Annotated in this window: 16 protein-coding genes; 11 read left to right on the forward strand and 5 right to left on the reverse strand. The window is 58.5% G+C overall.

Annotated elements, in window-relative coordinates:
• Positions 1-86 precede the first annotated feature (86 nt).
• The 5 genes from AB5Y51_RS15410 to AB5Y51_RS15430 all read left to right on the forward strand — a co-directional run bounded on the left by AB5Y51_RS15410 (position 87) and on the right by AB5Y51_RS15430 (position 10957).
• Positions 87-1307: an FAD-dependent 2-octaprenylphenol hydroxylase gene (locus tag AB5Y51_RS15410; RefSeq protein WP_368178701.1), complete on the forward strand. Its 1221-nt coding sequence runs from the start codon at positions 87-89 to the stop codon at positions 1305-1307.
• A gap of 381 nt (positions 1308-1688) precedes the next feature.
• A complete protein-coding gene (gcvT, locus tag AB5Y51_RS15415) occupies positions 1689-2786 on the forward strand; it encodes a glycine cleavage system aminomethyltransferase GcvT (protein ID WP_010675082.1) in 1098 nt (365 codons plus the stop codon).
• 76 nt (positions 2787-2862) lie between these two features.
• Positions 2863-3252, forward strand: a complete 390-nt coding sequence (gene gcvH / locus AB5Y51_RS15420) for a glycine cleavage system protein GcvH (protein ID WP_010675081.1) — start codon at positions 2863-2865, stop codon at positions 3250-3252.
• Between the two features lie 231 nt (positions 3253-3483).
• Positions 3484-6360, forward strand: a complete 2877-nt coding sequence (gene gcvP / locus AB5Y51_RS15425; protein WP_368178702.1) for an aminomethyl-transferring glycine dehydrogenase — start codon at positions 3484-3486, stop codon at positions 6358-6360.
• Between the two features lie 250 nt (positions 6361-6610).
• Complete coding sequence (locus AB5Y51_RS15430) at positions 6611-10957, forward strand: NACHT domain-containing NTPase (RefSeq protein WP_368178703.1); 4347 nt, start codon at positions 6611-6613, stop codon at positions 10955-10957.
• 145 nt (positions 10958-11102) lie between these two features.
• Here the strand turns inward: AB5Y51_RS15430 and AB5Y51_RS15435 are convergent, their stop codons facing one another.
• Positions 11103-11585 (reverse strand): VOC family protein, encoded by a 483-nt coding sequence (locus AB5Y51_RS15435; protein WP_368178704.1) that lies wholly within the window; start codon positions 11583-11585, stop codon positions 11103-11105.
• A 228-nt stretch (positions 11586-11813) separates the two neighbouring features.
• Between AB5Y51_RS15435 and AB5Y51_RS15440 the strand changes: the two genes are divergently transcribed.
• On the forward strand, positions 11814-12563 hold the full coding sequence (locus tag AB5Y51_RS15440) for a class I SAM-dependent methyltransferase (protein WP_223919278.1): 750 nt from the start codon (positions 11814-11816) through the stop codon (positions 12561-12563).
• 124 nt (positions 12564-12687) lie between these two features.
• On the opposite strand, the gene AB5Y51_RS15445 is transcribed toward AB5Y51_RS15440, so the two are convergent.
• The gene (locus tag AB5Y51_RS15445) at positions 12688-12933 is read right to left on the reverse strand and encodes a hypothetical protein (RefSeq protein WP_039038816.1); all 246 of its coding nucleotides are present in this window, start codon (positions 12931-12933) and stop codon (positions 12688-12690) included.
• Positions 12934-13049: 116 nt separating this feature from the next.
• Here AB5Y51_RS15445 and AB5Y51_RS15450 point away from each other — a divergent pair, with 116 nt between their 5' ends.
• Complete coding sequence (locus tag AB5Y51_RS15450; protein WP_039038740.1) at positions 13050-14369, forward strand: MFS transporter; 1320 nt, start codon at positions 13050-13052, stop codon at positions 14367-14369.
• A gap of 68 nt (positions 14370-14437) precedes the next feature.
• Here the strand turns inward: AB5Y51_RS15450 and ahpF are convergent, their stop codons facing one another.
• The 3 genes from ahpF to AB5Y51_RS15465 form a co-directional block, all read right to left on the reverse strand.
• The gene (gene ahpF / locus AB5Y51_RS15455) at positions 14438-16024 is read right to left on the reverse strand and encodes an alkyl hydroperoxide reductase subunit F (protein WP_039038739.1); all 1587 of its coding nucleotides are present in this window, start codon (positions 16022-16024) and stop codon (positions 14438-14440) included.
• Between the two features lie 142 nt (positions 16025-16166).
• Positions 16167-16733, reverse strand: coding sequence for an alkyl hydroperoxide reductase subunit C (gene ahpC / locus AB5Y51_RS15460; RefSeq protein WP_010675074.1), 567 nt, complete (start codon positions 16731-16733; stop codon positions 16167-16169).
• A 629-nt stretch (positions 16734-17362) separates the two neighbouring features.
• Complete coding sequence (locus tag AB5Y51_RS15465) at positions 17363-17809, reverse strand: CBS domain-containing protein (protein WP_010675073.1); 447 nt, start codon at positions 17807-17809, stop codon at positions 17363-17365.
• A gap of 211 nt (positions 17810-18020) precedes the next feature.
• Here AB5Y51_RS15465 and queA point away from each other — a divergent pair, with 211 nt between their 5' ends.
• From queA to secD, 4 genes are all read left to right on the forward strand, one after another.
• Complete coding sequence (gene queA / locus AB5Y51_RS15470; RefSeq protein ID WP_368178705.1) at positions 18021-19088, forward strand: tRNA preQ1(34) S-adenosylmethionine ribosyltransferase-isomerase QueA; 1068 nt, start codon at positions 18021-18023, stop codon at positions 19086-19088.
• A 118-nt stretch (positions 19089-19206) separates the two neighbouring features.
• Positions 19207-20343: a tRNA guanosine(34) transglycosylase Tgt gene (gene tgt / locus AB5Y51_RS15475; protein ID WP_010675071.1), complete on the forward strand. Its 1137-nt coding sequence runs from the start codon at positions 19207-19209 to the stop codon at positions 20341-20343.
• 50 nt (positions 20344-20393) lie between these two features.
• Entirely contained in the window at positions 20394-20729 is a 336-nt protein-coding gene (gene yajC, locus AB5Y51_RS15480) for a preprotein translocase subunit YajC (RefSeq protein WP_010675070.1), read from the forward strand.
• Positions 20730-20747: 18 nt separating this feature from the next.
• Positions 20748-22601, forward strand: coding sequence for a protein translocase subunit SecD (gene secD / locus AB5Y51_RS15485; protein WP_048207866.1), 1854 nt, complete (start codon positions 20748-20750; stop codon positions 22599-22601).
• The last annotated feature ends 7 nt before the right edge of the window (positions 22602-22608 follow it).

Below are 22608 nucleotides of genomic sequence, written 5' to 3' on the forward strand. Positions count from 1 at the left end.
GCGGCAAAGACGATTTCGAGCAAGAGGCACGCCTGTGGGCGTCGCCTCGCAGATCCTGGCGACTCGCCCGGAAAGGACACAAGAGAATGCAGATGCAAGATGTGGATGTGGTGATCGTGGGGGGGGGCATGGTGGGCCTGGGGCTCGCTGCCGCCCTCAAGAACCGGGCGATCAAGGTGGCCATCGTGGAAGGCCTGCTGCCCGATGCAACGCTCGGTGAGACGCCGGACAACAGGGTCAGTGCCCTGAGCCTCGCGAGTCAGCACATCCTGCAAGGGGTCGGCGCCTGGGACGGCATAGTGGCGCGCCGCCTGCAGCCCTACGAGAAGATGCAGGTGTGGGAGCAGGACAGTTTCGGCCACATCGATTTCGATGCCGCCAGCCTGCGTCAGGGGGCCCTTGGCCACATCGTCGAGAACCGGGTGATCCAGCTTGCGCTGCTGGACGCCATCGCGGGGGCCAGCAATATCCAGATGCTGAGCCCGGCCCGGGCCACCAGCCTGCAGTGCGGGCCCGCGGGCGCCCTGCTGCTGCTGGAAGATGGCCGGGCCCTCTCGGCCAAGCTGGTGGTGGCCGCCGACGGCGCCCACTCCTGGGTGCGCCGTCAGGCAGACATTCCCCTCACCAGCTGGGATTACGGTCATCACGCCCTGGTGGCGACGGTGCGTTGTGCCGAGCCCCATGAGGCGGTGGCGCGCCAGATCTTCACCCCCCAGGGGCCGCTCGCCTTCCTGCCCCTGTGGCAGCCCGACCTCTGCTCCATCGTGTGGTCTGTGCCCGCGGCCCGCGCCGAGGCGCTCTGCGCCCTGGATGACGACGGCTTCAACCGCCAGCTCACCGCCGCCTTTGATGGGCGTCTCGGGCTGTGCAAGGTGGAGGGGGCTCGCAGCGCCATTCCGCTCACCGCCCGCTACGCCCGCGACTTTGCCCGCGAGCGCCTGGTGCTGGTGGGGGATGCGGCCCACACCATCCACCCGCTGGCGGGGCAGGGGGTGAATCTGGGCTTGCTGGATGCCGCCGCCCTGGCGGAGCAGATCCTCATTCATCACGGCAAGGGCGCGGACATCGGCCTGCTCGCCAACCTGCGGGGCTACGAGCGCTGGCGCAAGAGCGAGGCGGCGCGCATGCTGGCGGCCATGGAGGGGCTCAAGCGACTGTTTGCGGGCAGCAACCCCCTCAAGAAGCTGGTGCGCGGGGTGGGGCTTCGCGCCGTCGACGGTCTTGGTCCCCTCAAGCAGGGCATGATCCGGGCCGCCATGGGGCTGGATGGGGAGCTGCCCACCCTGGCCAAAGGTGAAAAAATCTAATATTACCCCGGGGTTTTAACAAAAAAACTAATCTGACAGGGCGAGATGCCCCTTCGGGGTGTCAGCCTTTAATGTTGGCGAGAAGCGAAACGTTTTTCTGTAAATTGTGACGGGACGGTAAAAATCAACATTAAATCCCGCAGTGGCGTGGTTTTGGCTGTTTTTATCACTGTTTTTGCCTTAGTGTCTGGTGTCAGTGAGTTGGGTGAGGATTAGTTTTTTTTGAGCGGTGCCCCGGCACGCTTGTCATATAATCCGCTCCGTTCAAGGAATCACTCCTGCCCGCCCGGGCGGGAACGAGCACAGAGCTTGTGGTCCGTAGTTCCCGACGAGCCGGGGCGGATTGCGAGTGTTGTCGCGAACGCTTAAGGAAACACAGCGATGATCCAGACTACTGTATTGCATCCGAAACACCTGGAAGCGGGTGCCAAGATGGTGGACTTCCACGGTTGGGAGATGCCCATCAACTACGGTTCCCAGTTGGAAGAGCACCATGTGGTGCGCACCGATGCAGGCATGTTCGATGTCTCCCACATGACCATCGTCGATTTGACCGGCGAGCGGGTCAAAGCCTTCCTGCAACACCTGCTGGCCAACGACGTGGCCAAACTCACCGTCCCCGGCAAGGCCCTCTACAGCGGCATGCTCAATCCGGAAGGCGGCGTCATCGATGACCTCATCACCTACTTCCTGACCGATACCTTCTACCGCCTGGTGGTGAACTCCGCCACCCGCGAGAAGGATCTGGCCTGGATCCGCCATCACGCCATCGACTTTGCCGTGAGCGTGACCGAGCGCCCCGAGCTTGCCATGATCGCGGTGCAGGGCCCCCACGCCAAGGCCAAGGCGGCCAAGGTGTTCACCCCCGAGCAGAATGCGGCGGTCGAAGGCATGAAGCCCTTCTTCGGTGTGCAGGCCGGGGATCTCTTCATCGCCACCACCGGCTACACCGGCGAAGATGGCTACGAGATCGTGGTCCCCCAAGAGAAGGCATGCGATCTGTGGCAGGCCCTGCTGGACAACGGCGTGGCCCCTTGTGGCCTGGGTGCCCGTGATACCCTGCGCCTGGAAGCGGGCATGAACCTCTACGGTCAGGACATGGACGAGTCAATCTCTCCGCTTGCCGCCAACATGGCCTGGACCCTGGCCTGGGAGCCTGCCTCCCGCCAATTCATCGGCCGCGCCGCCCTGGAAGCCCAGAAGGCCGCCGGCAACCAGCCCAAGCTGGTGGGTCTGGTGATGGAAGAAAAGGGCGTGCTGCGTGCCGGCATGCCGGTCACTTTCACCAGCGAGAGCGGCGAGACACGGGAAGGGGTGATCACCTCCGGCTCCTTCTCGCCCACCCTGGGTTACAGCATTGCCCTGGCGCGGGTGCCCCGCGATATCGGCGAGCAGGCCCAGGTGGAGATCCGCAAGAAGCAGGTCACCGTGAAAGTCACCAAGCCGGCCTTCGTGCGCAACGGCCAGCCGCTGGTGTAATCATTGATTGCGGCGAGGGTTGACCTTCGCCGCCCCATTTTTGTTGAAGCGATCCAAGAGCATAAAGGAAGCACAAATGAGCCATATCCCGAGCGAACTGAAATATGCCACCTCCCACGAGTGGGTCCGTGTTGAAGCCAACGGCGAAGCCGTGGTCGGCATCACCGAGCACGCCCAGGATCTGCTGGGGGACATGGTGTTCGTCGATCTGCCGGAAGTGGGCAAGCAGGTGAGCGCCGGTGAAGATTGCGCCGTGGCGGAGTCCGTCAAGGCCGCCTCCGACATCTACAGCCCGGTGAGCGGCGAGATCCTGGCCGTCAACGAAGAGCTGGAAGGCAGCCCCGAGCTGGTCAACTCCGACCCCTACGGCGCCGGCTGGCTGTTCCGCATCAAGCTGGACGACGCGGGCGAGCTCGCCAACCTGCTGGATGCCGAAGGCTACCAGAACGTGGTGGACGAAGAGTAATGCCCCCGGGCCCTGCCAACACAGCAGGGCCCACTTGTATGACTGCCATCCTGCGGCCATGGCGGTTGCAGGATGGGCGCAGCCTTTGCGCCTTCGGGATGCCTTGCCGCATTCCCCGTCTGCCCGCGGCGGACACAGAACATGAGTGGAGCCGGTATCGACCGGCTACAGGAACATCAGGTCTTGGTTATCAGGATGTCATGCCAGGACCTATTACCAGGAAATAGGGAAATGACCCAGTCACTGTTTGAACTCGAGCAAAAAACCGATTTCATCCGCCGTCACATCGGCCCGGGTGAGGAAGAACTGCGGGCCCTGCTCGCCACCGTGGGGGCCGAGAGCCTGGACGATCTGATTGAGCAGACGGTCCCCGCCGCCATCCGTCGTCCGGGGCCGCTTGGTATCGGCGCCCCCATGACCGAAGTGGAGGCCCTGGCCAAGCTCAAGGGCTATGCGGCCAAGAACCAGATCGCCAAGAGCTACATCGGCATGGGCTACCACGACACCCACGTGCCCCACGTCATCCTGCGCAACGTGCTGGAAAACCCGGGCTGGTACACCGCCTACACCCCCTATCAGCCCGAGCTGGCCCAGGGCCGTCTCGAAGCCCTGCTCAACTTCCAGCAGCTCACCCTGGATCTCACCGGCATGGATCTGGCGAGCGCCTCCCTGCTCGATGAAGCCACCGCCGCCGCCGAAGCCATGGCGCTGGCCAAGCGCATGGCCAAATCCAAATCCAACCTCTTCTTCGTGGCCGACGACGTTCACCCCCAGGTGATCGACGTGGTCAAGGAGCGCGCGGTCCACTTCGGTTTCGATGTGGTGGTCGGCCCTGCGGGCGAGGCCGTGAGCGAAGAGGTATTCGGTGCCATGTTCCAGTACCCGGGCACCACCGGCAATGTGACCGATCTGCGTTCCCTCATTGCCGCCGTCCAGGCCCAGAAGGGGCTGGCCTGCGTCGGGACCGACATGCTCTCCCTGCTGCTGCTCAAATCCCCGGGTGAACTGGGTGCCGACGTGGTGTTCGGCAGTGCCCAGCGCTTCGGTGTGCCCATGGGTTACGGTGGCCCCCACGCCGCCTTCTTCGCCACCCGCGACGCCTACAAGCGCTCCATGCCGGGTCGCATCATCGGCGTCTCCAAGGATGCCCGTGGCAAGAGCGCCCTGCGCATGGCCATGCAGACCCGCGAGCAGCACATCCGCCGCGAGAAGGCCAACTCCAACATCTGTACCGCCCAGGTGCTGCTGGCCAACATGGCGAGCTTCTACGCCGTTTACCACGGCCCGGTGGGGCTCAAGACCATCGCCTCCCGCGTGCACCGTCTGACCACCATCCTGGCGCTCGGCCTCACCGCCAAGGGCGTGGCCCTCAAGCACGGAAGCTGGTTCGATACCCTCACAGTACTGACGTCGGACAAGGCTGCACTCATTGCCAAGGCCGAAGGGCTCGGCATCAACTTGCGCGCGGATCTCGATGGTGCGGTCGGTGTGTCCCTCTCTGAAACCACCACCCGAGGCGACGTGGCCGAGCTGTTCGACCTGTTCCTTGGGGCGGGTCACGGCCTCGATGTGGAGACCCTCGACCAGGCCGCCCAGACTCATCACGCCATTCCGCAAGACCTGCTGCGCACCGACGCCGTGCTGACCCACGAGGTATTCAACAAGTACCACTCCGAGACCGAGATGCTGCGCTACATCCACCGTCTCGAAGCGAAAGATCTGGCCCTGAACTACGCCATGATTTCTCTCGGCTCCTGCACCATGAAGCTCAACGCCACCGCCGAGATGATCCCGGTGACCTGGCCTGAATTCGGCAAGCTGCACCCCTTCGCGCCGCTCAAGCAGACCCAGGGCTACCAGCTGCTGCTGGCAGATCTGGAAGACTGGCTGGTGAAGGTGACCGGCTACGATGCGGTCTGCATGCAGCCCAACTCCGGCGCGCAGGGGGAATACGCGGGCCTGCTCGCCATCAAAAAGTACCACGAGTCTCGCGGAGAGGGGCATCGCGATGTCTGCCTCATCCCGGCCTCTGCCCACGGCACCAACCCGGCCTCCGCCCAGATGGCGGGCCTCAAGGTCATCGTCACCGCCTGTGACAAGGCCGGCAACGTGGATCTGGACGACCTGCGCGCCAAGGCCGCCGAGGTCGGAGACCAGCTCTCCTGCCTGATGGTGACCTACCCCTCCACCCACGGGGTGTACGAGGAGACCATCAAGGAGGTGTGCGACATCGTTCACCAGTATGGTGGTCAGGTGTACCTCGACGGCGCCAACATGAACGCGCAGGTCGGGCTGACGGCACCAGGCTTTATCGGCGCGGACGTCTCTCACCTCAACCTGCACAAGACCTTCGCCATTCCTCATGGCGGTGGCGGTCCGGGCATGGGCCCCATCGGTGTGAAGAAACACCTGGCACCGTTTGTAGCCGGTCACGCCGTGGTCAAGACCGACAAGGAGAGCCGTGACAACGGCGCCGTGTCTGCCGCTCCGTTCGGTTCGGCCAGCATCCTGCCCATCAGCTGGATGTACATCGCCATGCTGGGGGACGAGGGGCTCAAGAAATCCACCCAGGTGGCCATCCTCAACGCCAACTACCTGGCCAAGAAGCTCGGCGAGTCCTTCCCCGTGCTCTATACAGGTCGCAACGGCCGGGTGGCCCACGAGTGCATCCTGGACATCCGCCCGCTCAAAGAAGCCAGTGGCATCAGCGAGATGGACGTGGCCAAGCGCCTGATGGACTACGGCTTCCACGCGCCGACCATGAGCTTCCCGGTAGCGGGCACCCTGATGGTCGAGCCGACCGAATCCGAATCCAAGCGCGAGCTGGATCGCTTCGTGGAAGCCATGACCGCCATCCGCGCCGAGATTGCCCGGGTGCAGGACGGCCACTGGAGTCTCGCCGACAACCCCCTGGTCCATGCGCCGCACACCCAGGACGACGTGATGGATGCAGAGTGGAACCGTGGCTACAGCCGCGCCGAGGCGGTCTTCCCGTCCGACGCGGTGCGCGCCAGCAAGTTGTGGCCGTCGGTCAACCGCATCGACGACGTCTATGGCGATCGCAACCTGTTCTGCTCCTGTATCCCGACTGAGGATTACGCCAAGTAAGTGGCGTTTAGGAGCTACAGTTAAGCCTTATAAACAACAGGGCCACCCAGACGGGTGGCCCTTTTTTCATGTAAATAACTCATTGCTTACGTTTTTGCTTTGAATCAATAGGTTATTGATTTAGCTATCGGTTATTCGAGATTTATTGCCCTCATCTTTCGTAAGATACGCTTGATACCGCCAGTGGCAATTTGAAGTTCTTTTCTCCGGTTATCACTGTCATCCATCTAGCAGCACTCAGCGAGTAGTCATGATCGAACGCACTTTCAAAGATATTGATGAACAACAAATATTTGATGCTGATAAGCAGAATTTTCTGACTCAGCTAGGTTGGTCTGACGGTCTCACATGGGAGGCGTTGTTACGCTCGAAACGTATCCTGCTTATTTCCGAGGCGGGGTCAGGCAAGACCCATGAGTGTCGCGAGCAGGCCTGTCTTTTGGCTGCAAAGGGCGAAGCCGCATTCTTTGTTGAGTTGGCCAGTCTGGCATCCACCCATTTGCGAGATCTGCTGGGTTATGAGGAGGAGACGCGTTTTGATCTATGGCTGGCCTCACAGTCTGAGATAGCCACCTTTTTTCTGGACTCTATCGACGAATTACAGCTGACCAGAGGCAGCTTCCGACAAGCGTTGGATCGTTTCGTAAGGGGTATTGAAAATAACTTGGGAAGGGTGCGTGTGGTGGTGACGACTCGCCCCATCCCTTTTGATATGCAACTTGTTCGCAGCAAACTGCCGGTACCGCTTCAGATAAAGCCTCGGTCGACGGAAGAAAAGGAAAGAGAATTTGCCAGCATGGCATTGGGCGAGCATATGCCTATCTCCTCTGGGCAATCGAATGAAAAGCCCATTCCCGATTGGCGCACTGTTGCGCTGATGCCGCTTTCTAATCCACAGATTGCCGAGTTAGCCGAGCTGAAAGGGGTCAAAAATACAGCCGAATTGCTTAGTGACATTGAGAGGCAAAACGCCTTTGAGTTTGCCAGACGTCCTCAAGATCTTATTGAACTCTGCGCTGATTGGCAGGCGGGATTTCAGCTTCGAACCCACCGCCAGCAAGTTGAAGCCAGTATTCGAATCAAACTTAAGCCCCGAGATAGGGAAGAGCGGCATGAGCTTGCCGAACTTTCTATAGATAAAGCTATCGAGGGGGCGAGCAGGCTAGCTCTGGCCATGTGGCTGACCCGTCGTTTGACGATTAGGCACAGCGCCAAATCGGATAATGGTCAACAGGGTGAGGCTGCGCTTGATCCGTCGATAATCCTGTCAGACTGGACACAAGAGGAACGACAAACGTTATTGGAGCGCCCCCTGTTTGGGTTTGCCTCCTATGGGCGAGTACGTTTTCACCATCGTTCAGTGTCAGAATTTCTTGCCGCAAAAAAATTGCAGGAAATGAGGGATAAAGGCATGTCGCTTCGTGCCCTCAAGCGGCTGCTCCTTATTGAGACCAAGGGTAATACCATTGTACTTCCTTCCAAACGGGCGATTGCGGGCTGGTTGGCAGCATTGAATGACGACATTTTTCAAGCAATTCGTGATCATGAGCCGACGCTGCTACTGGATGAAGGTGATCCTGCATCATTGACTCTTGCTCAGCGTAAACAAGCTCTTGGTGCATATATTCAGCGTTATGGAAAAGGAGGGAGGCGTGGTTTACACACTCCATCTATCCAAATTAAACGCTTTGCGACTCCTGAGTTGACTGATGAGATTAATCTGCAGTGGCAGCAAGATATCGATAATCAGGAAGTGCGATGTGTTTTGCTGGAGCTCATTGAGCGAGGAGTGATTTGTGGCTGTTCTGATCTTGTATATTCAGTTGCCACTGATTCAATGCTTGTTGAGGTGGAGCGTATTTATGCAATTCATGCACTGCAAGCGCTGAACGACCCAAGATTGGGTGAAATAGCTGCACTTATGGTTTCTCAACATCCTGACTGGCCTGATGAAATAGTGCGTGAAGCAATTCTTGCTCTGTTTCCAAGTTATCTTTCTGTGTCACAGCTCTGTCAGTCATTAGGCTGGCTGCAATGGAAAAAGCTGTCAGTTAGCAACCTGAGTTGGCGACTGCCATCGCTAATCAAAAATGCACCACTAGTCATGTCACAACTGGAGGAGCTGCGGGACAAATTAGTAACCCTCATCTCGGATGGGTTGCAATGGCGGCAAGAGCAATGGCCACATATGGTGTCTCCTCGCCAGTACCTGAGCAGTACATTAGCTGCTGTTTGTATTCGCGGACTCGATCACCAGTGTTCCGAACAATGGATTCATGCTTGCGTACTTGCATTGCGTCTGCGTCAAAATGAATACGATGATGACAAAATTCATAATGAGTTGTCACAGCGAATAAATGAACTTGATAGCAAAAATAGAAAGCAGGTTTTTTGGGCAATAGATGCCTTGGTGCAATCTTTATGTCCAATCGATGATATATGGAAACGTGTGGTTGAAATCATTCCTTATGATTCGCTTATTAAGCTCACGGTACAGCTGGATCAGGCTTGGGTAGTCAATGAGCTTCAAGATAAAAATAAGCCATCTTTTGAGCATCAGATACTCATGCATATTGCGATCTATCGATTGCGAATCCCATTATCAGATTTGCGAGAGTTAGTTGCAGACCAACCAGATTTGCTCTCATTACTTGATGAAGCAATAAAGCCCTCCGAGCATGATAAAGCCAGTGAAGAGTTACAGCGCCAAGATGCGGAACTGCGTAAACAGCAAGAGATGGATGCAGCAGAGATTCGAGCCAGTTGGATGATGTTGCATCGTGAGATCTCAGAATATACTGATAATGTATTCTCAGATGAACATTATAAAAATATGGTGTGGGACTTATTCAGGGTAATGATAATAACCGCTGATGATAATAATTTATCTGGTTGGAACCGTCCCTTCCTTGAATCTCATTTTGGAGGCATAGTCACCGACCGGCTTCGTACGCTTTTTATGGCTTCTTGGCGAGAGCATCGCCCGACGCTGATTTGTGAGAGACCAGAAGATCAGCGAAGCACATATCTGGAGATATGGCGACTCGGCTTGGCCGGACTCTATGCAGAAGCAGAGGATACTGACTGGGCGAGCCCGCTGACTCAGGAGGAGGCAATGCTAGCCGCACGTTATTCATTACTTGAACTGAATAAATTACCGGACTGGATTAATGACTTGGTGAGGTATCACCCATCTGCTGTCAGTGATATTTTTGGTAAAGAACTTGAGTGGGTACTATCTACCTCTACCCATGAACTTCATCACTCCATGCTGTTGCAACGCCTCCATCATGCCCCCAACTCAGTGACTATGCTTTTTGTTCCTCGCCTTGTTACATGGTTGAGTGAAATTGGACTTCTGATCGATGATGAACCGCAATCATCAGGTTTTATATCTCGTTATTCTCGAGTGATTGAATTAATTTTAATCCACGGTGATGTTGACCACCAAGCCAAGTTATGTTTCATGGCTAAGGAATATGTAAGTAAAGAGCTGGCGGAGCCGGTTATGCTGATCTGGTTATCAACCTTGATACGTTTAAATCCTGAGTCGGGTGTTGATGTACTTGAAGGGAAATTACGAGATATTGAACCTGAACCCTTAAGCAAGCCCGTGGAATGGTTTACAAAATTATTTAATGAACGCCATGATGGCATTAATATAAGAAATACTGGTTTCACACCTATGTTATTGCTCAGGCTAGCCCGCCTGGCTTACCAACATATAAGGCGTCAGGATGATGCTGAACATGAAGGCTGCTATACACCGGATATGCGTGATAATGCCGAATATGCACGCAATGCAATTCTGACTGCATTATTGGAGTCACAAGGAGAAGAGGGATGGCAAGTTAAACATGATATGGCCATTGACCCCCTATTTTCTCATTTTAAAGATCGTATTCTGGCATTGGCTCAGGAAGCATGGGCCAAAGAAATTGATTCGGTACTCTTGGATGAGCAGCAATGTCGTGAACTCGAACATAAAGGTGAACTTCCACTGACTACTAATACGGCTATGTTCACCTTGCTGCGTGATCGCTTGGCTGATCTTGATGAATTATTAAATAGCGATGAGTCGCCACGTGAACTGTGGGCTGAAATACATCAAGAAAAGTTAATGCGGCGTGCAATCGCACAGGAATTACAGCATGTTGCCAATGGGCTTTATAAGGTTGTTCAAGAAGCAGTAACTGCAGATGAAAAAGAGACCGATATTCGTCTTTGCTCACTTGCATCCAATTATGAAGCTGTAATCGAGTTAAAAATTGAGGATGGTAACAGGTGGTCAGCCAACGTCTTACGAGAAACTATTGGGGAGCAGTTGGCAATTAAATACCTTTCTCTGGAGACCCGTTGCTCAGGTGCCTTAGTTATAACTATATCCAAGAATCGGTATTGGCAGCATCCTGATAGCGGGGAAAGAATCGGCTTAGAAGAGCTCAAGGAGCTGTTGGATGATGAAGCCAGACGTGTAGAGCGGGAAATGGGAGGTGCAGTTTCATTGACCATACATGTGCTGGATCTTAGACCGAGGCTGCTGACAGAAAAGCAGTCTCGGTCTGGGGTGATGAAGAAAAGGGTTAATCCTGCGTAAAGTTGCCAGTCTTTTGAACAGGATTTATCTCAGGCTGCAGTGAGAAATAGCTTCCAACCAGTACCTTTGGTAGGGTTTTTTCAGCACAATCTCCCACGGTGTTAGCTTTTGATCAATTAGCGAGATGTCGATGGTTATGGTCACTTCAACCACGGCGCGCCGCCTCGATGGTGGCAATGTCAATCTTGTCCATCTGCATCATGGCCTCGAAGACGCGTCTCGCTGCCTCGGGGTCGGGATCGCTTATCGCCTCGATGAGGACCTGAGGGGTGATCTGCCAGGAGATGCCCCACTTGTCCTGGCACCAGCCGCACTCGCTCGCCTGACCGCCGTTGTCGATGATGGCGTGCCAGTAGCGATCCGTCTCGGCCTGGTCCTGGGTAGCCACCTGAAACGAGAACGCCCAGTTGTGGCGGACCCCGGGCCCGCCGTTGAGGCCGAGGCAGGGGATCCCCATCACCCTGAACTCGACCGTCAGCACATCCCCTTCCTTGCCGGCGGGATAGTCGGCCGGGGCCCGGTGTACGGCACCGACGGCGGAGTCGGGGAAGAGGCTGGCGTAAAACCGTGCAGCCTCCTCGGCATCCCCGTCATACCAGAGGCAAATCCTGTTCTTGACTGGTCTCATTGTGTCGCAGCTCCATCCTGGTGTTTGTCCTTCGACGCCCGTGAGCGGGCGCCCCGATGGGTATCCTGCCGCCCGCAGCGCTTGCTGCTTCGCTGGGTGACAAGCCAGCCTGTACGCCGTTTGCCACCCGCTTGGGGCTTGCATGATGGGGTCAAGTGTAGTGGCATGGGGATCCTGGTCACCAGGCCGGGAGCCGGCATGAAGGCCGCATCAAGAGAGGAGTCTGCCATGGACAGTACCCAGCGATTCTCGACCCGGGTCGAAGCCTATGTGAAATATCGACCCGGTTATCCCGTCGCCATGCTGGATTTTCTGGCAAGGGAGCTGGCCATGGGGCCAGAGGCTCAGGTGGCTGACATCGGCGCGGGCACCGGCATCCTGACCGCCCTGCTGGCCCCCCGGGTCGCGCGGGTCTGGGCGGTGGAGCCCAATGACGATATGCGGGCTGCCGCCAAACGGCTGCTCGCTCAGGTGGGGAACATCGGCTGGCTGCACGGCAGTGCGGAAGCCACGGGCCTGCCCACGGGGGCGATGGATCTGGTGACGGTCGCCCAGGCGTTTCACTGGTTCGATCGCGCGGCTTTTCGGCAGGAGTGCCAGCGGCTGCTCAAGCCCGGTGGCCAGGTCGCCCTCATCTGGAATGACAGGCTGACGAACACCCCGTTTCTCAAGGCCTATGAAGAGGGGCTGCACGCCTACTCGGGGGATTACGAGGAGGTCAATCATCGCAACCTCGGCGAGGCGGATTTTCGCGCCTTCTTCACCGGGGAGTACCGGCTCGATCGCTTCGAGAACAGCCAGCTGTTCGATCTTGACGGGGTGCTTGGACGGCTCAACTCCTCCTCCTATGCGCCTGTGGCGGGCACGCCGGCCCACGATCAGATGACGGCGCTCGTTCGCCGCGAGTTTGCTCGCCATGCCGTTGACGGCAAGATAGCCTTCAACTATTGCACCCTGGTCTACAGTGGCCGGGTGTAGCCCCGTTCAGCGCTGACATCCGCAGTGAAAAGGCCCCCGCCAGTGATGGTGAGGGCCTTGTTTCATTTTGGCGGTCTGTATCCGGGCGATGCGAAAGAGACCGTCGCGCGGCGAAGGGGCGGTATCAGCCCTGATCGATGCCGAGAATGGCCATGGCCTTGGCCAGTGTATCGACCGATTCCTGATGCTTGCCCGCGTTGTGCAGGGTCTCTCCGTCCGCTCTCAACTGTTTTACCTCGGCCAGTTGCTCGGCACTGAGGGCGGGGCCTGCGGCCAGGGCGTCGTCTATCTTCTTCATGTCCATGGGGCAGTGGAAGGCGAGGGCGCTGCCGCAAAAGAGCAGGGCGGACAACAACAGCATGAGTCTCATCTTTCGGATCTCCATGTGGGGTTCCCGTCAAGCATAGCCCCGCAGGGGGAGGGCATTCGGGTTGAAGGGGGCGGGAGGCAGGGGCTACCATGACCCTTTTGTTGCGAGGAGGCTCCATGGCACTGACAAGGTTGCTGTCCCCCCTGACCAGTCTGGTGATCTTCATTCTGGGTCACGGTCTGTTCAATACCCTGCTGACGGTGCGTCTCTCCGCCGAGCAGGTGTCCGCCCAGGCCATCGGTCTGGTGTCGGCTGCCTATTTCGGCGGCCTGGTGCTGGGGACCTTCATCAATGCCCGACTCATCATCCGGGTGGGTCATATCCGGGCCTATGCGGCTTACGCCTCCCTGCTCTGTTTTCTGTTTCTGCTGCACGGCATGGTGGTGGAGCCTGTCACCTGGGCGGCGCTGCGGCTGATCGGGGGGTTTGCCACCGGCGGCCTGTTCGTGGTGCTGGAGTCCTGGATGCTGGTCTCAAGCACCCCGGCGAACCGGGGGCGGTTGATGTCCCTCTACATGATCCTGCTGTACGGCTCACTCGCCCTGGGCCAGCTGCTGCTCAAGCAGGTGGACCCCATGGTGCTGACGCCGTTCGCCCTGTGCGCCATGGCGGCGACCCTCTCCGTGGTGCCTCTGGCTCTCTCCCGGGTGGCGACGCCGGCCATGGTGGCTCCCCAGCCGGTGGGAGTGCTGGAGCTGGTGCGCCTCACTCCGGCGGGAATGGGCAGCAGCTTTACCTCGGGCCTCATCCTCGGGGCCATCTATGGGCTGTTGCCGCTCTATTTCACCGACAGCGGCGCCTCCCTTTCCCAGGTGGCGGACATGATGGCGCTGGTGATCCTGGGGGGGATGTGTCTGCAATATCCCATCGGGCGTGCATCTGATCGTTACGACAGACGGTTGGTGATCCTGCTGCTCTGCGCCCTGCTGACCCTGATCGCGTTGCTGATGGTGCTGCTGCCGGAGCCCTGGCGCGAGCCAATCGAGGGGACTCTTGTCTTCCTGCTGGGGGGCATGGCGTTCTCCATCTATCCCTTGAGCCTCAGCCATGCTTGCGATGAACTGCGCCCGGATCAGGTGCTGGGGGCAAACCAGGGGCTGCTGCTTGCCTACAGCCTGGGAGCCATGACGGGTCCGCTGCTGGCCCCCTTTACCATGGCGACGTTCGGACCACAGGGGCTGTTCGTCTACTTTGCCCTGTGCGGTCTGCTGCTGTCGGCCTATCTCGGCTGGCGCAGGCGTAAGCGAGCCCCCATTCCGTTGACGGAGCACCAGGTCTTCATGCCGGTGCCCCCCAACACCCCCATGACGGCGGAGCTGGAGCCAAGAACGGATCTGGAAGGGGAGACAGTGCCGGCGAGCTATGCCGCGCCTGACGCAGAAGAGAGAGCGGTGAGTGAAGAGGGGCAGGAGAGGGACGCGCCGCAAGGACGTTGAAGGCTGCCGACCCAACGACAGGGATAAAAAAACCGACTCCAGGGAGTCGGTTTTTTGTTGGGCGGTTATCAGGCGGTCACGGCATCGGCCTGGGTAGCTTGTGCTTCCGGCGCCGGGTTGCGAATGAGGTAATCAAACGCACCCAGGGCGGCGGTGGCACCTGCCCCCATGGAAATGATGATCTGCTTGAACGGTACCGTGGTGGCATCCCCTGCGGCATAGACGCCGGGCAGGGAGGTGGCACCCTTGGTGTCGATCTCGATTTCGCCAAAGCGGGTCAGGGCCACTTCGCTCCCCTTGAGGAACTCGGTGTTCGGCACCAGACCGATCTGGACGAAGATGCCGGCCACCGCCAGATGCTTGATCTCGCCGGTAGTGCGATCTTCGTAGTCCATGCCCACCACCTTGCTGCCGTCGCCGATCACTTCGGTGGTGCGGGCGCTCATGATGATGTCGATATTGCCCATGGAACGGGCCTTCTTCTGCAGCACGTCGTCGGCACGCAGGGTATCGGCGAACTCCACCACGGTGACGTGCTCGACGATGCCGGCCAGATCGATGGCCGCCTCGATGCCGGAGTTGCCGCCACCGATCACCGCCACGCGCTTGCCCTTGAAGAAGGGGCCGTCACAGTGGGGGCAGTAGGCCACACCCTTGGTACGGTACTCGAGTTCACCCGGCACGTTCAGGTCGCGCCAGCGGGCACCGGTCGCCAGGATCACGGCGCGGCTCTTCAAGGTGGCACCGGAGGCGAGGTCCACGTTGACGTAACCATCCTTGCTGATGGCGGCGGCACGCTGCTCGGTGATCACTTCCACGCCGTACTGCTTGACGTGCTGCTCCAGGCTGGCGGCCAGCTTGGGGCCCTCGGTGTAGGGCACGGAGATGAAGTTCTCGATGCCGACGGTGTCCATCACCTGGCCACCGAAACGTTCGGCGACAATGGCAGTGCGAATGCCTTTGCGGGCGGCATAGATGGCCGCGGCGGCGCCGGCTGGGCCACCGCCCACCACCAGCACGTCATAAGGCGCTTTTTCGCTCAGCTCTTGCGCCTTGCGCTCGGCAGCGCCGGTGTCGAGTTTGGCGACGATCTCTTCCAGCGAGATGCGGCCCTGGCTGAACGGCTGACCGTTCAGGTAGACGTTCGGGACCGCCATGATTTGACGCTCGTTCACCTCATCCTGGAACAGGGCTCCGTCGATCATGGTGTGGGTGATGCCGGGGTTCAGGGTGGACATCAGGTTCAGGGCCTGTACCACGTCCGGACAGTTGTGGCAGGAGAGGGAAATATAGGTCTCGAAGTGGAACTCGCCCTTGAGGTTCTTCACCTGCTCCAGCACGGCCGGATCGGCCTTGGAGGGGTGACCGCCGCTTTGCAGCAGGGCGAGCACCAGGGAGGTGAATTCATGACCCATGGGAATGCCGGCAAAGTGCACGCGCGGGGCCTGGCCCTGGGGCGCGATGCTCATGGAAGGCTTGCGGGCATTGGTGCCATCGGTCAGGGAAATTTTGGGGGACATCTCGGCAATCTCGCTGGCCAATGCCAGGAGTTCGGCGGATTTGTCGCTGTCATTGCCGGACACGCTGATCTCGATGGGATTGACGATGTACTGCAAGTAACCGTTGAGTTGTTGTTTGAGGTTGGTATCTAACATGGTCGAATTCCTTCTTGCTGAATGCGGGTCGGCACGATGACCGGATACAGAAAACAGAGGTCCACACAGCAGACCGGCGCATTTTCTGAGGGCCGTAAACAAGACCGGCCCTTGAACGGGCCGGTCTTCAGAGCGGGGAGGCTTAGATTTTGCCTACCAGATCCAGGGACGGGGCCAGGGTGGCGTCGCCTTCTTTCCACTTGGCCGGGCACACTTCACCCGGGTGGGAAGCAACGTACTGGGCAGCCTTGACCTTGCGCAGCAGTTCCAGTGCGTCACGGCCGATGCCGCCAGCGTTGATTTCAACGATCTGGATGACGCCTTGCGGGTCGATGACGAAGGTACCGCGGTCAGCCAGGCCAGCTTCTTCGATCATCACGCCGAAGTTGCGAGTGATGGTGCCGGTGGGGTCGCCGATCATCGGGTACTGGATCTTCTGGATGGTGTCAGAAGTGTCGTGCCAGGCCTTGTGGGTGAAGTGGGTGTCGGTGGAGACGGCGTAGATCTCGACGCCCAGCTTCTGGAATTCGGCGTAGTTGTCGGCCAGGTCGCCCAGCTCGGTCGGGCAGACGAAGGTGAAATCAGCCGGGTAGAAGAACACCACGGACCACTTGCCTTTCAGGTCAGCGTCAGACACCTGAACGAATTTGCCATTGTGGTAGGCGGTGGCGTTGAACGGCTTGATTTCAGTGTTGATGTAGGTAGACATGTATTTGCTCCTTGGTGATGTACATATGCCTGTCTGGTGTTGAAGAGTCGTGCCAGACGAGGCGCTTAACTTTCGATGGAGTCATCATAGTGACTTTTTCTAATCGGTCAAAGCCACAATTTTGAATCACATAAATCTATTTATTAGATAGACCATCACAACTGTACCTAACATGAATATCTCAGGCCTTCGGAGATAACTCATTGTCGAAGTTCAATTTCTGTCCTGCATGTCACATTTTCAAGGGCTGGGCCGGATTTGTTTTCATTGCGTGAGCAGAGAAGGGGGCAGACGAGGCGGCGCAGTAGAAAAAAGAGGGATAAAAAAATCCCGGCACCGTCGCACAGACAGAGCCGGGTCATCAAACAAGGAATGGCGATAAATATGCTTTACAGCAAAGACTAACTACGGGGTGTGCAAACTTGCAGACATATGAAGAGAAGATGGCGGGTGCACAATCCTCATCTCCTCTTCGGCAACCATTGCATGGTGGGCATCATAGTGTGATGAATGTCACAACGCAAGTTTTGTGGTGTAATTTTACAGTCAAATTGAAAGTGTTTCACTTGAATAGCCGTTTAATTAGACTGAAAACGCTTTTATTGTAATTTTATTACATAATTTCAAGATCAAAAGTCGGTTGGGGGCTCCTGCTCCTCCATCAGCTCCAGCAGATTGATGGCCACGGCGATGAAGTCCGACTCGGTGACGATGCCAACCAGCTTGCGCCCCTTGAGTACCGGCAGACAGCCATATTTGTGGCGCTGCAGATACAGAGCTGCCTCCTTGATGCCGGCGTGGGGATCCACGCTCGCCACCTGACGGGTCATGATCTCGTCGAGCTGGACGCTGTCGGTGAACTCCGCCTCCCGCTCGGGGTTGATCAGCAGCAGCTTGGACTCGCGGGTGGCCAGGATGTCCGAGAGGGTGACCAGACCGAGCAGATGCTGGTGTTCATCGACGATGGGAACGTGACGGATCCGCTCCTGCTGCATCAGCTCCATCGCCTGCTTGACGCTGTTTTCCGGACCCAGGGTAAAGGGGTGTTCAGTCATGATCTCGGAGAGGGTCATCATGGTGGGCCTCCTTGTGTGTCTGCTTCCACCCTAGCCCAGCCCCCGTCGCCAGAACATGATCGGGGTCAATACAAAACCTTAAAGGTTTTTTAACGGGCCCAGCCTCACAAAATGGCCCGCTATCCCTTGTCTTCCTTGGGTTTTTAGTCTTTTGGGTTGCCTTGGAAGAGGGGGATAACTAGACTAGCCGCCGATTCCCCCGAGGTGAAAGATGCAAGTATCCGATTTTCATTTTGATCTGCCAGACGAGCTGATTGCCCGCTATCCCATGGCGGAGCGTACCGCCAGCCGCCTGCTGCAGCTCGATGGTCAAACCGGCGCCCTGCGCCACGGTCATTTTGTCGATGTGCTTGACCAGCTCAACCCCGGCGATCTGCTGGTGTTCAACAATACCCGGGTCATTCCGGCCCGCATGTTTGGCCAGAAGGCCAGCGGCGGCAAGCTGGAGGTGCTGGTGGAGCGCATTCTGGACGAGCACAGCGTGCTGGCGCACGTCCGCTCGTCCAAGTCCCCCAAGCCAGGTGCCCGTCTCCTTCTGGATGGCGGTGCCGACGGCGTGCCCGTCGAGGCCGAGATGCGTGCCCGCCACGACGCTCTGTTCGAGATCCACTTCCTGGACCCGCGCCCTGTGCTGACCATTCTGGATGCCATCGGCCACATGCCGCTGCCTCCTTACATCGACCGTCCCGACGAGGATGCCGACAAGGAGCGCTACCAGACCGTCTACAACCAGAAGCCGGGTGCCGTGGCGGCGCCGACTGCCGGTCTGCACTTCGACGAGCCGTTGCTCGAGCAGATCCGTGCCAAGGGCGTGGAGATGGCCTTCGTGACCCTGCACGTGGGGGCGGGCACCTTCCAGCCGGTGCGCGTCGACAAGATTGAAGATCACCACATGCACTCGGAATACGCCGAAGTGCCCCAGGAGGTGGTGGATGCCATCGCGGCGACCCGCGCCCGCGGCGGTCGTGTGGTTGCGGTGGGGACCACGTCGGTACGATCCCTCGAGAGCGCAGCCAAGGCGACCCTGGCCCAGGGCAAGCCGCTGGCGCCCTTCTTCGATGACACCGACATCTTCATCTTCCCCGGTTACGAGTTCCAGGTGGTCGATGCCATGATCACCAACTTTCACCTGCCCGAATCCACCCTGATCATGCTGGTCAGCGCCTTTGCCGGCTATGACAACGTGATGGCCGCCTATCAGGCCGCCGTGGCGGGACAGTACCGTTTCTTCAGCTACGGGGACGCCATGTTCGTCACCCGTCGCCGGGTGCAGGGTTAAGCCTTGCCCTTCAGAAGTCGTTCAGGCTCTGCTTGTCAGTATGCCGGCCGGCTTCATATTACCGGGCCCCTCGGGCCCTTTGTTGTCAGACTGTTTCTCTGACTGAATAGAGGTAGCAATGAAATTTGAATTGAAAACCACCGATGGGCGTGCCCGTCGCGGTCAACTGGTGTTCGAGCGTGGCGTGGTCCAGACCCCGGCCTTCATGCCGGTCGGCACCTACGGCACCGTCAAGGGGATGACACCGGAAGAGGTACGTGAGACCGGTGCCCAGATCCTGCTTGGTAACACCTTCCACCTCTGGCTGCGCCCGGGTCAGGAAGTGATGCGCGCCCACGGCGATCTGCACGACTTCATGAACTGGCAGGGGCCGATCCTGACCGACTCCGGTGGTTTCCAGGTGTTCAGTCTGGGGCACATCCGCAAGATCACCGAGGAGGGGGTGCACTTCCGTCATCCCATCAACGGCGAGAAGATCTTCCTCGACCCCGAGAAGTCCATGGAGATCCAGTACGATCTGGGTTCCGACATCGTGATGATCTTCGACGAGTGCACCCCGTACCCGGCCACCTACGAGGAAGCGCGCAAGTCCATGGAGATGTCCCTGCGCTGGGCCAAGCGCTCCCGTGACAAGTTCGATGCGCTGGGCAACAAGAACGCCCTGTTCGGCATCATCCAGGGTTCTGTCTACGAACCGCTGCGGGATGTGTCGCTGGACGGTCTCCTTGAGATCGGCTTCGACGGTTACGCGGTCGGCGGTCTCGCCGTGGGTGAGCCCAAAGAGGACATGCATCGCATCCTTGACCATGTCTGCCCGAAAATTCCGGCCGACAAGCCGCGCTACCTGATGGGGGTGGGCAAGCCGGAGGATCTGGTGGAAGGGGTGCGCCGCGGTATCGACATGTTCGACTGCGTGATGCCGACCCGCAACGCCCGCAACGGTCATCTCTTTACCACCGATGGCGTGGTCAAGATCCGCAACGCCAAGTACCGGGAAGACACCAGCACCCTGGATGCGGACTGCGATTGCTACACCTGCAAGAACTACACCCGCAGCTATCTGTACCATCTGGACAAGTGCAACGAGATCCTCGGTGCCCGTCTGAATACCATCCACAACCTGCGTTATTACCAGCGCGTGATGCAGGGTTTGCGGGACGCGATCGAGCAGGGTAAATTAGACGACTTTGTAACTGAGTTTTACCGTCGGCAAGGGAAGCCTGTGCCTCCACTGGCTGAAAATGACGTGAAATAACAACGACATATAAGTTAGTATTCAAATTTACATCAATAAGAGGTTGTTAAATGAGCATTATCTCCAAGGCGTATGCAGAAGGCGCGGCTCCGGCAGCACAGGGTGGTGGCATGGAAATGATCATCATGCTGGCCGTGTTCGGTCTCATCTTCTACTTCATGATCTACCGTCCCCAGGCCAAGCGTGCCAAGGAGCATCGCAATCTGATGAGCTCCCTCTCCAAGGGCGACGAAGTGCTCACTTCCGGTGGCCTGGTCGGCAAGATCGCCAAGGTTTCCGCCGACAGCGACTACATTGTGCTGGCCCTGAACGATCAGACCCAGGTCACCATCAAGCGTGACTTCGTCTCTGCCGTTCTGCCCAAGGGTTCTATCCAGTCCCTCTAATCTCCCGAGGAGCACAGCGTGTTAAATCGCTATCCGCTGTGGAAATACCTGATGGTGATCGTCGTGATCGCCATCGGTTTTCTATATGCAGCCCCCAATCTTTACGGCGAAGACCCGGCCTTGCAGGTCTCTGCCAGCCGTGGTGCCGAAGTCAAACTAGAAACCCTCGATCAGGTGAAGGAAACCCTCGACGAGGCGAAGATCCCGGTCAAGCATGCGGCGTTCGAGCACGGCTTCATCCTGATCCGTTTCAACAACACCGAAGACCAGCTCAAGGCGCGCGACATCGTGGCCAACAAGCTGGGCGACAATTTCATCACCGCCCTCAACCTGGCACCCTCCACCCCCGCCTGGCTTGAGGCCATCGGCGCGGCGCCCCTGAAGCTCGGTCTTGACCTGCGGGGCGGTGTGCACTTCCTGATGGAAGTGGACATGGCCGAAGCGCTGGCCAAGCAGCAGGAACAGATGGTGCAGGATTTCCGCGCCGAGCTGCGCACCCAGAAGATCCGCTACTCCGGTGTACGCCGGGTCGGGGAACAGGTGCAGGTGGTCTTCCGTGACGAGGCCGATCAGGCCAAGGCACTCTCCTTCCTGCGTCGCCAGAATGCGGATCTTGTCTTCACCACCGACCAGAAAGGGGATGACTTCATCCTGCTGGCCAGTCTGAGCGAAGCCAAGGTCAAAGAGGTGAAGAAGTATGCCCTCGAGCAGAACATCACCATCATCCGCAACCGGGTGAACGAACTGGGTGTGGCCGAGCCGCTGGTCCAGCAGCAGGGCGGTGAGCGTATCATCGTCGAGCTGCCAGGGATCCAGGACACCGCCCGTGCCAAGGAGATCCTGGGTGCCACCGCGACCCTGGAGTTCCACATGGTCGATGAGGCTGCCGATATCCAGGCCGCTGCCGCAGGCCGCGTGCCGCCGAGCTCCAAGGTCTACAACGATCGCAACGGTCGTCCCGTGGTACTGCAAAAGCGCGTGATCCTGACCGGTGACCACATCGTGGGTGCCCAGTCCGGTTTCGATGAATACAGCCGTCCCCAGGTCAACATCAAGCTCGATGGTCAGGGTGGCAACAAGATGGCCAACTTTACCAAGGACAACGTTGGCAAAGGCATGGCGACCGTCTTCATCGAGTACAAGCCGGTGGGTCAGCCTGGTCCGGACGGCAAGCGCAAGTTCCGCAAGCAGGAGGAGGTGATCAACGTCGCCACCATCCAGTCTCGCCTGGGTAGCCAGTTCCGCATCACCGGGATCGACAACGCCAACGAAGCCCACAACCTGGCGCTGCTGCTGCGTGCCGGTGCCCTGATTGCCCCCATCCAGATCGTCGAAGAGCGCACCATAGGCCCGAGCCTGGGTCAGCAGAACATCGACAGCGGGATGGAAGCCATCGGCTGGGCCATGCTGGTGATCGTGCTCTTCATGGGGATCTACTACCGTGCCTTCGGCTGGGTGGCCAATCTGGCGCTGACCATGAACCTGGTGCTCATCGTCGGTATCATGTCGATGATCCCGGGGGCCACCATGACCCTGCCGGGCATCGCCGGTATCGTGTTGACGCTGGGCATGGCGGTGGATGCGAACGTGCTGATCTACGAGCGTATTCGTGAAGAGATCCGCAATGGTCGCGGGGTGCAGCAAGCCATTCACCTGGGCTTTGATCGCGCCTTCTCCACCATCGCCGACTCCAACGTGACCTCGCTCATCACCTGCGTGATCCTGTTCGGTATCGGTACCGGTGCCATCAAGGGCTTCGCCCTGACCCTCGGGATCGGCCTGACGGCGTCCATGTTCACTGCCATCACGGTATCCCGCGCCATCATCAACCTGGCCTGGGGTGGACGGCGCATCGACAAGCTGCCGATCTAAGGAAGAG

The sequence above is a fragment of the Aeromonas sp. R7-1 genome (assembly GCF_040908115.1).
Classification (GTDB): Bacteria; Pseudomonadota; Gammaproteobacteria; order Enterobacterales; family Aeromonadaceae; genus Aeromonas; species Aeromonas caviae.